This window comes from Psychrobacter sp. (assembly GCF_035469765.1).
In the GTDB taxonomy this organism is placed as follows: Bacteria; Pseudomonadota; Gammaproteobacteria; order Pseudomonadales; family Moraxellaceae; genus Psychrobacter.
Window position 1 is genome coordinate 1 of the sequence record NZ_DATIRM010000153.1, and the last position, 10,556, is coordinate 10,556.

At 43.5% G+C, this 10,556-nt stretch carries 9 protein-coding genes; 3 read left to right on the forward strand and 6 right to left on the reverse strand.

The window, feature by feature from the left end:
• The 6 genes from VLN09_RS04325 to rsmG all read right to left on the reverse strand — a co-directional run.
• The coding region (locus VLN09_RS04325; RefSeq protein WP_325244029.1) for an ABC transporter transmembrane domain-containing protein at positions 1 to 793 on the reverse strand (793 nt) is incomplete at its 3' end.
• Positions 794 to 933: 140 nt separating this feature from the next.
• The gene (locus VLN09_RS04330; protein ID WP_325244031.1) at positions 934 to 1,377 is read right to left on the reverse strand and encodes a biopolymer transporter ExbD; all 444 of its coding nucleotides are present in this window, start codon (positions 1,375 to 1,377) and stop codon (positions 934 to 936) included.
• A gap of 100 nt (positions 1,378 to 1,477) precedes the next feature.
• Positions 1,478 to 2,206, reverse strand: a complete 729-nt coding sequence (locus VLN09_RS04335; protein WP_325244033.1) for a MotA/TolQ/ExbB proton channel family protein — start codon at positions 2,204 to 2,206, stop codon at positions 1,478 to 1,480.
• Between the two features lie 79 nt (positions 2,207 to 2,285).
• Positions 2,286 to 3,443: a ParB/RepB/Spo0J family partition protein gene (locus VLN09_RS04340; protein ID WP_325244035.1), complete on the reverse strand. Its 1,158-nt coding sequence runs from the start codon at positions 3,441 to 3,443 to the stop codon at positions 2,286 to 2,288.
• 147 nt (positions 3,444 to 3,590) lie between these two features.
• Complete coding sequence (locus VLN09_RS04345; RefSeq protein WP_325244037.1) at positions 3,591 to 4,370, reverse strand: ParA family protein; 780 nt, start codon at positions 4,368 to 4,370, stop codon at positions 3,591 to 3,593.
• Between the two features lie 215 nt (positions 4,371 to 4,585).
• Positions 4,586 to 5,302: a 16S rRNA (guanine(527)-N(7))-methyltransferase RsmG gene (gene rsmG / locus VLN09_RS04350; RefSeq protein WP_325244039.1), complete on the reverse strand. Its 717-nt coding sequence runs from the start codon at positions 5,300 to 5,302 to the stop codon at positions 4,586 to 4,588.
• 343 nt (positions 5,303 to 5,645) lie between these two features.
• On the opposite strand from rsmG, the gene VLN09_RS04355 reads away from it, so the two are divergent.
• From VLN09_RS04355 to VLN09_RS04365, 3 genes are all read left to right on the forward strand, one after another.
• Complete coding sequence (locus VLN09_RS04355) at positions 5,646 to 8,516, forward strand: ATP-binding protein (RefSeq protein ID WP_325244041.1); 2,871 nt, start codon at positions 5,646 to 5,648, stop codon at positions 8,514 to 8,516.
• Between the two features lie 119 nt (positions 8,517 to 8,635).
• Complete coding sequence (locus VLN09_RS04360; protein ID WP_325244043.1) at positions 8,636 to 9,772, forward strand: helix-turn-helix transcriptional regulator; 1,137 nt, start codon at positions 8,636 to 8,638, stop codon at positions 9,770 to 9,772.
• A gap of 83 nt (positions 9,773 to 9,855) precedes the next feature.
• Positions 9,856 to 10,521, forward strand: a complete 666-nt coding sequence (locus tag VLN09_RS04365) for a TerD family protein (RefSeq protein ID WP_325244045.1) — start codon at positions 9,856 to 9,858, stop codon at positions 10,519 to 10,521.
• The last annotated feature ends 35 nt before the right edge of the window (positions 10,522 to 10,556 follow it).

A 10,556-nucleotide genomic window follows, 5' to 3' on the forward strand; every position in this document is an offset into this window, starting at 1 on the left:
TATTGGTAACGACTATTTTCATACCTTGACGCAGATTCTTTTTTGATACCTCATCAAAGCGCTGCGACTCATAAGCTTGACCACCATAGTTTTTAACCACGTGATAGCCACCAACAACCTCATTTGTTATATGACTGACACCGCCCATGGTTTCCTGAATACCTTTGGAGAGTCTCATATAGCGTTTGGAGGCAAAATTAACCAACCATAAAATCGGTGGTAGCACCAAAAATAAAATCAAAGTTAAGCGCCAGTTTGTATAAAGTAAAAAACCTATCAAAGCTACGACTGTCAAACCATCACGTACCAAGGTTTTCATCGACTCTGTGCTGGCTGCCGTCACCTGCTCTACATCAAAAATAAGCTTGGATGAAATAGTGCCAGAAGAATTAGCCAAATAAAATGAGCTTGGCAAACGTAGTAGCTTATTAAACACCTCTACACGTATCTCATACACGAGATTACGCGATACTAATGCTGAGTAATAGTTACCCAAAAAGCTTCCCACACCGCGGACAAAGAACAACATAACAATTAGGGCGGGAAACCAGGCTTGTTTACTCCGATCGTTTTGATTAATCGCATCGGTAATATATTGCAGTAATTTGGCAATCCAAATCTCTGTCGCCGCATTAATTGCAAACCCTATGATTACTAATATTAACGCCCACCAGTACGGTTTAAGATAACTCAATAGACGCAATAAGGTCTTAATCTTAGGCGTCCCTGATGACTCCGCTGATAAATTTTTAGCAGAAGTTTTTTTAGAGTCAGGTCGATAAGCTTGGCTCATAAAAGCCTCAATTTAGCTATGAAAAAGGAATGAATACACGGGCGCAGTAGTGACAATTGATTATAAGATAAAACAGTAAAATCTTTAAAAGCAATGATAGCGCTTAGTAAGCTTTACCATTTTATCAGTTACCATAAAAATTATGGTGACACAGATTGTGGTAACGCTTGACCAAGCGGGACAACAGTGCTGATGTTTATATTTAAAAAACCCAGTTTTCCAGCGATATCCATCACCCGCACCACTGATTGATGCGTGGCATTGGCATCGGCGGCAATCACAAACAGCATATCACGATTACTACCCGCCTCTTGCTGCAACATACTGGTGAGTTCCGCTTCATTGCTACTGGCAAGCGTAATACCATTGACTAAATAACTGCCGTCTTCTTGCACGGCTACTTCAATACTGTTTTTTTCTTCGGTCAGTGCTACCCCTTCCGCTTCAGGCAAAATAATATTTAAGCGGCTAAAGTGATTAAAGGAGGTCGCTAATAGCAAAAAAATGATTAAAAACAATAAACAATCAATCATCGGAGTTAGATTAATTTCAAGCGGCTCAACGGTCGGTTTTCTAAAGCGCATGTCACTCTCTTCAATAGTCGTGATCTTCGATATTTGACGCTAATGTGCTCGATATAGGGTTTTTACAACACCATTACGTGTGGCACTGCTAAAAAAACAGCTATAAAGTCGCTGTTTCATTTAAACCAAAACCTTCATTTGAGTGCTGATCTTTCATATTATCATCTACTGACGCATGACTAAAATGCTGAGTTGCAGTAGGAATATGAGTATTTTCTAACAATTGATAGTCATATAATTCTTGAATCATTAGCCCCGCTTGCGTCTCAAACTGCGCATTGATGTCGATGATACGGCGCTGAAAATAGCGATAGGCAACCAGTGCTGGGATAGCCACAATCATACCAGCAGCAGTGGTAATCAATGCCTGTGACACGCCAGCAGCAAGCATCGTTGGGTCCTGCATCGCACCATCAGTAATTGCTAAGAATGAGGAGATAATACCCAGTACTGTACCCAACAAGCCAAGCAATGGTGCAATTGCGCCAATGGTACCGAGCATATTGATGTTTTTTTCTAACTGATGCACTTGTACGCTGGCACGGTTTTGCATATGCATGGTCATAGAGTCTAAACCGTACTGACGATAAAGTAAGCCAGTCGCTAAAATATCACCTAGCGCGGTCTTTTCTTTGACATTCATCAGCTGCATACGACCGATATCACCATTTTCACGGAGTCGCGTTATCAGCTGCTCACGCAATCTATTAGGGGCAACCTTATTAAACTGTAACGTATGGCTACGCTCAATAATAATCACTAATGCCAAAATCGAGCACAACACGATAGGTGTCATCAGCCAACCACCCGCTTTTACCAACTCCCACATATCAACTCTCTTTTATATTTTGATAAAACTAGCGGTCATCAATAGTATTTAGATAGGCATGAAAAAGGTATTCAATACCTTAAGCCTGTGTCTCTATATGCTTAATTAAAGCAGCTAATTGATCTTGACTGTGGAAGAATATATCAACGCTGCCCTGCCCGTCTTTTTTATGCTTAAGCTTCACTTCAGCGCCGAGCATATCCGTTAGTCGTTGTGTTAAACGTTCGACATCACGAGACTGTGCTTGTTCGGTGCGACTGGCTTTTGGTGCTGGCTGCAAAATAGATTTAACAAGCTTTTCCGCTTCACGTACCGTCATACCACCATCGATGATTTTTTGAGCGATGATAGGCTGCTGCTCAGACGATAGTGCTAAAAGAGTACGAGCATGACCCATGTCTAGAGCACTGGTCGCCAAATGATCTTTGACCGTGTCGTGCAATTGATTTAAGCGCAGAAGGTTTGATACTGTAGTACGGGCTTTGCCAACGACTTCAGCAATCATGGCATGACTCATACCAAATTCTGTGTGAAAACGCTGTAACGCTGCTGCTTGCTCAATCACCGACAGGTCTTCACGCTGGATGTTTTCAATCAATGCAAGGGCTATCGCAAGCTCGTCTGACAAAGCACGCTCAATCGCTGGAATAACTGATTTGCCTGCCATCTTTGCCGCACGCCAGCGGCGCTCACCGGCGATGATTTCATGAGTCACAAAGGCTTCGCTCTTGTCTTCAGTAGCCAGTAATGGACGAATGACAATCGGCTGCATAATGCCATGCTGTTCAATAGAAGATGCCAATTCTGCAAGTGCTGTTTCACTCATATCACGGCGCGGCTGATACTTGCCGGCTTGCAAACGGGTAACATCGATTTGCACCAAACTGATTTGGTCTTCAGACCCGTTATTTTCGCTCACGTTCACACGATTGCCATTGGCAGCACTTTTATTTAGGGTGCGCGCTGCACGGGCTTTACGCGGGCTATTATCTTTTGGCTCAGAAGCAGCTGTATTGGTAGTAGACTTGGGGGACTTAATATTGACTGGCGTTTCAGACGTCTTGGTTTCAGACGTTTTGATAGGCGTCTTTGCATTAACAGTATCAGATAGCACAGCCTGCTCGCGCGCAACCATATCGTCTTGCAAGGCAGAGGCGGTAATTTGCTTTTCTTTTTTGATTGACCCTAATAAGGCGTCTAAGCCTCGATTGGCAGCCAACCCTCTTTTCTTCGCCATGATTACCTATCCTCTAACGCTAAAATAAAAGCCAAATGTTTTTAAATTCAATAATAAATACGATATGCACCGTTTTGTTATCTGGCTGATTGCTCTGATGACCCGTTATTTTTTTATAATCGATCATTTTCTCTTATAACCAAATAACTAACGACTTTGTTTCATGACTTCAGCGGCCAGTTTCTGATAAGCACGTGAACCTTTTGACCATTTCTCATAGGCGATGACTGGCAAACCATGAGCAGGCGCTTCTGCTAAACGGATATTTCTTGGAATAACCGTTGTATACATAACTTCGCCAAAGTGTGCTTCTAGTTCAGCAGATACATCGCGAGCCAGCGTGTTACGTGCATCAAATAGCGTTCTGACCACGCCACGAATGTATAGCTTAGAATTCAATTCCGTCAAGCGCTCTATCGTTTGCGATAAATCCGCCAATCCCTCTAGCGCATAATACTCGCATTGCATCGGAATAATGACACCGTCAGTGGCGACCAAAGCATTAATAGTCAATAAGTTTAAACTTGGGGCGCAGTCTATAATCACATAATCATAAGCAGGTTTCTGTGCCGCTATTTGCGCATCAATTAAATCTGCCATTGCCGTTTTAAACAACTCATGGCTGTTGGTTTTGCTCATCAAAGTGATATCCATACCTGCCAAATCACGATTGGCACCGATGACATCAAACCCTGCAGGACTACTGACAATAGCATCAGATAAAGACACGCCATCAAGCAGCACATCTGCTATCGTTAGTGCGAGCTCATTCTTATCGATACCTGTACCACTGGTGGCATTACCCTGTGGATCTAAATCAATCAGCAGTACATGCTTGCGTTTGGCAGCCAAGCTGGCGGTCAAATTTACCGCCGTTGTGGTTTTGCCCACACCGCCTTTTTGATTCGCAATCGCTATGATTTCCATACACTCACTCAATTTAATTAGGATCTGTTACTGATTTTTTACTGAAGCACTCTTTTATCTTAAGCGGCTATTAACAGCCCATACCTGACTCTGCATAGGCTGATTTAATATAGCTTGATAGATGCGTTACTTCGCTTAGACGTCATAAACATGGGCATAGATAACGTTTCACCATCATATTAATAGTGTTTCATGGTGAATGGCGTGCGCATAGCTTAGACATTTTTATAAGATAATTCAATTAAATGACGACTATCATGTAAACGTGGCACCTTGAGCTTAATCGTCTTAAACTGCCAGTCGTTACTTAAGGCTTGCAGCTCCTCTTCGCTAGGCGCCTTGCCTTTCATGACACATAAGTGACCATTGTCCGCTAACCTTGGTTTAGCAACTGCAACAAAATCTATCAAACTGGCAAACGCGCGTGAGGTGACCACATCATAGCTTGCTTCATGCGCCTCAATACGCGATGCAATAGGCTGCATATTACTTAAACCAAGCTCGCTGCTAACTTGTTTAATAAAGCGAATTTTTTTCTGATTACTATCAAGCGCTGTACATGAGCGCTCAGGCTGACAAATGGCAATAATCACTGCAGGTAAACCTGCACCAGTACCAATATCGAGCAACGACCCCGAGGGTAAATGGGTTATAATAGCCAAACAATCGATGACATGTTTGATGAGCGCATCTTCTGGATCAGTAATCGCGGTCAGATTATACGCTTTATTCCATAATAAAAGCTGGTCTAAATACAATAATAAGCTGCGCTGCTGCTGGGCGCTCAATGTCAGACCCAGCTCATCTATCGCTTGCACTAAGATATTCGCCAATGTCGGCAGCTTGTCACCAAGCTTCACAAAGCCGGTTGGGTCAATACGGATACTTGCCGTGTTAGCAGATGATAAAGCAGTTTTAGTAGAGTCTGACATACAAGGGTTTATCCAGTTTTGACATGTGAACCGTCTATTTTATCATGCAGGCTGCTTATTGAATAGTTGCAGATTGCGCTAATGTACGCCATCTTATACTATCTGCGCCTATATTGAGCCGTTATTCTGCCTTGACTGTCGTTTCAAAGTTACTATGAGTAAAATTTATACGCTAAGACATTACGTTCTATGATACAAAATTGCGCTCAATGACTGCTTTAAAAAATAGCGATATCTAGTAAGATGTTCTATTAATATGAACCCTAATCTATCAATAGCTATATCAAAAAAATATTCAAAATCAATCACCATTTAATAACTTTAAGCGACTGACCCTATCCCTATGACAGAACAGCCAAATACGCCAATGAATAAAGACCAACAAGATGTCAGCGACACCGTAGATGCTGTAATGCCGGCTAGCGACTCAAGTGACAAGCATCCCTCTAAAGAGCCGTCAGCCAATAAAAAATCATTGGATAAGAAGCCATCGGATAAACACTCAAACCGTAAAAAGTCTGCTCGTAAATTGACAAAACAAAAAAATAATCTTGACTATGCTGATACACCTATTACTCCGCACCCTATATTTATAGAGGTCTCCCAGCGCTGCCTTGTCGCAGCAAACCAGCTTAAACGTTATAGTAAACCCAGCTTATTGCCGGCAGATACTCGTAGCGCGCCAGATTTGGACATCGGTTTTGGGCAACAGCGGGCGCTAAAGGCATTGCATACGGCACTCGATATCCATGCCAGTGGCTACCATGTGTTTGCAGCGGGCGAAAATGGCTTGGGTAAACGTACCGTAATTAGTCGCTTGCTCAGACTTATCGCTGCTGATGCACCGACGCCGGATGATTGGGCTTATGTCCACAATTTCACCGATCCTCGTACACCACTGGCACTGCGTTTACCTGCGGGTCAGGCAGCTATCTTACAACAACAGGTCAATAACTTATGGCAGCAAGCCAAAAAACGTCTGAGCCAACGCTTTCGTAGCGATCAGTATCAAAACAAAATTGAAGCCATCAAAAATGACACCCATCAAAAAGAAAGTCACGCTTATGATGCGCTCAATGCTGAAGGCAAACAGTATGACCTAGCGTTGACGTTCCGCTCATTTGACAATAAAGCCGTTTTTGTTCATCCAAACCAGCTTGCGACAGAAAATAGTGACACTGCTGCTAAAGATAAAAACATACTAAATCGCGATAAGAAAGCGGATACTGCGAGCATCGATATTTGCGATACTGAAGCTGATAATAGCGCATACAGCAGTGAATATGAGACTGAACTGAATAATTTTGCGCAAAAAAACCACATGCAAAAGCGTCTCAGTCAGATGACCATTGCTTTAGAGCAATTAGAAGACGAGGCCAATGATGCGATTGAATTATTGCATCGCAATATTGCCGAGCGAGCGCTACAGCCACTATTTGCCCCTATTTATGAGCAGTTTAGTGCTCAACCCTTGGTCGTTGAGTATTTAAAAACGGTCTTTGCTGATATGGTTGCTCATGTCGAGCGTATCGTCAATGGTGACGATGAAGAGTTTGTGACAGCGCTACTCGCCACAACGCCAAGCCGCTATGCCGTCAATGTTATTATTAGTCATGAGCCCGACAGCGGTGCGGCAGTTATCTTTGAAGACTTGCCAACTCATTTAAACCTTTTAGGTCATGTTGAGCAAATTACCCAATTAGGCACAGTCACTACCGATGTTAGTATGATTCGTGCGGGCGCTTTACATCGCGCTAATGGCGGCTATCTGCTATTAGAAGCCAGCCATCTGCTTGAGCATCCTTATGCATGGCAAGGTCTTAAGCGTGCGCTGCAATCTCGTAAAATAAAGCTGTCTAGCCTTGAGCAAATGCTGACCTTAACAGGTAGCTTATCGCTATCGCCTGCGCCGATTGATCTTGATATAAAGGTCATTTTGTTGGGTGAAGCTGACTTATATTATGAACTATTAGAGCTTGAGCCCGAGTTTGATGCGGTGTTTAAGGTGCGTGCTGATTTTCACGATGATGTAGTGCGTACTCATGAACACGAGCTAGCGCTAGTTGGCAAAATGGCAGACATCATCGATTATGCCAATCTTTATCCGTTTGATAGGAGGGCTCAGGCTGCCCTACTTGAGCATTTAAGCCTGCAAGCAGAAGATCAAGACCGTTTGAGTCTACATAGTGACTTACTGATTAAGCTGTTGCATGAATCCAACCGCCATGCGCGTTTGGGCGGACAAGATATTGTCAGTGCCAAGCACGTGATACAAGCCATTGAAGATATGGACGAGCGCTCAGGGTATTTGCGCGACCTCTATTGGGATGAACTCAAAAACGGGCAACAGCTTATCCAGACTCAAGGAGATGCAGTTGGACAAGTCAATGCGTTAACCGTGGTGAGTTATGCCGATAGTGAGTTTGGTATGCCTGCCCGTCTCACGGCAGTCATCCAGCCAAATATCGGTGCTGGTGAGATTTTAGATATCGAGCGCGATGTTGATTTGGGCGGTAGCTTACATGCCAAAGGTATGCTGATTATGACCAGCTATCTACGAGCATTATTTAGTCAGCACCATGCGCTAAACTTTAGTGCTGCACTGGCTTTTGAGCAAAGCTATGCGCATATTGATGGGGATAGCGCAACCGTCAGTGAAGGCTGCGCTCTATTATCTGCCTTAGCAAACATACCCATCAATCAATCTTTAGCGATTACAGGTTCCATGAATCAGCTTGGGGAAGTGCAAGCCGTCGGTGGCATCAACTCCAAGATTGCAGGTTTCTTTGATGCGTGCCGCGAGCAAGAGTTAACCGGAAAGCAAGGCGTGGTCATCCCTATGGCAAACGTTAAGCAGCTCATGCTGCGTGACGATATCATTGCCGCTGTCAAATCGGGCAGCTTTCATATCTATGGCGTGCATACGCTAAATGAAGCGCTTACCTTGATGACAGGCTTACCTATCGATACGATGAATAAAAAAGGTCGCTATCGCAAAGAGACACTGTTTGGTAAAGTGTTAAGTCGTTTGATGCTATGGGATGAAAACCAAAATGCAGATGATGATATTGACGATAAGAAATCGAAAAAAAAAGCCAAAAAAAAGCGCAAAGCCAAACGCCAAAAAAAAGAAGATAATAAAAAAGTAGCCAAGAAAGACAAGGTCATTAAAGAGGACAATAACATCATCATAGAAAAAATCCTCACAGATTAAGCACGCTAGACGTTAGGGTATTTTTCTGTAATGATAATCTTCTGATATCCTGCCATGCTCATACTAACGTGAATGACCCGCTGACTTTATAATCGTGACTTTACAAAGGTTATCTTTTCATGACTGTATCTCATATCGACACTGCTCATACCAATGCTGATAGTCTCGACCTTCAAATCGCAACCGATGCAGAGGCGAATACTGTTGCGCCTTTAGACAATAAAGCTGCTGATGATACTGCGGATAGTCGTCACGGCGCCGCAACAACAGCGCGGCAGTGGCAAGTGTTGTCACAATTACAGCGTAATCGTTGGGTCGGCACAACCCATGTCTATGAACAGCTGATATTGGCAGGTTTTGATATCAGTTTGCGTACTGTACAGCGCGACCTAAACGCCCTTGCCAAACGCTTTCCAATCGAAAAAAACAATGCCAATCCACAAGGTTGGCGCTGGAAAGATGATGCACCACTACAAAGCTTACCGCATATGAACTTATCACAAGCGGTTGCCTTTAATATGGTGGAAGCCAATCTCAGTCAGCTGCTACCGCCGGTTATCCTTGATGAGCTATTTCCTTGGTTTGATTTAGCACGCCGCCAGCTCAAAAATAGCAAAGTGACCCATTCATGGATTGATAGAGTTCGTATTGAGCCTGCGACTCAGCCTCTGATTGCCCCGCATATCGATTTAGACAGTAAAGACAATATTTATCACGCCTTATTTTATCAATTACAAATCAACGCCTGTTATACCCGTAGCAACAAATCCCAAGCCAGCGAATATACTCTAAACCCTATCGCCATTATTCAGCGCGGGGTGATTATTTATCTGCTCGCGACCCGTATCGATGACAGTGACAACATCATTCGCACCTTTGCCTTACATCGATTTGCCAGTGTTGAGATATTAGAGAGCGCGGCAAAAACGCCTGATAATTTCCAACTGGATAACTATCTGGATGCAGGCGGCATGGGCTTTAGCCACCCCTTATTTAGCCAACTGCCCAATCATGGCAAATATACAGCGATTGAGCTACAATTTACCAAACAAGCAGGCAAAAGTTTAACCGAAAGTAAGCTCAGTGATGACCAAATTGTCACCATCAATAGTGATGAAACCTTGACCATACAAGCAACGGTGAACCTCACTTCTCAGCTGGTCTGGTGGTTACGAGGTTTTGGTAATGGTCTATTGGATGCCAAACCAGCTCTACTGCATCAAGCAGTACTAGATAAAACATTAGATGATAATTAATCTTTTTTACGCCACCTTTACGAACACCTTTATATATAGCTACCTAACCCATTCATAAAAAAACAAGCATCCAAAGGATTACTATGTCGACCACTACCCCATCGCCACTACTTTCAGACAGCTTAAGAGGGTTGGGTCTAGATGCAGGGACGCTGTTTTTTGGTCTCAATTATGAATTTACTAAGATTGAGCAAAAAGGCGTATTTAAAAAATTAGTAAAACGCTTTAAAAAAAACGAAAGCTCGATGGATCTTGATTTGGCTTGCGTATTATATGATGACCATTGCACCATCAGCGATATCGTTTGGTTCAAACAGCTGCGTGACAAAGCCGAATCGATATGCCACCAAGGCGACAGTCTGAACGGTAAAGACCGCGGCGATCAAGCAATGTACCTTGCACCACTTGATCACGAGCAAATCAGACTGTACTTGGATCAAATCCCTGCTCATATCACGCACATTGCTTTGATTGCCAACTCTTACCACGGACAGCCCTTTACCAGAGTTAAAAAGGGTGAGATTCATCTCAGCGATGATGAAGGCAACCGCTCTTTTGAAGTCAACTTAAAACAGCTGCCACGTGATTGCGTGACTCTATGGGTCGCACATCTGCGCCGAGAAGTAGATGACTGGCATCTAACGCTACAGAATCTACCGCTCCCAGCGACAGATTTGGCGCTAGCGGCACAGCAAGTAGCTCACGAATTGGCACGCGCCCTACCGATTCCACAAGCAATCTATAGTTAAGGTAGCGCTTTAGGCTTAATAAAAAATGGTCAATC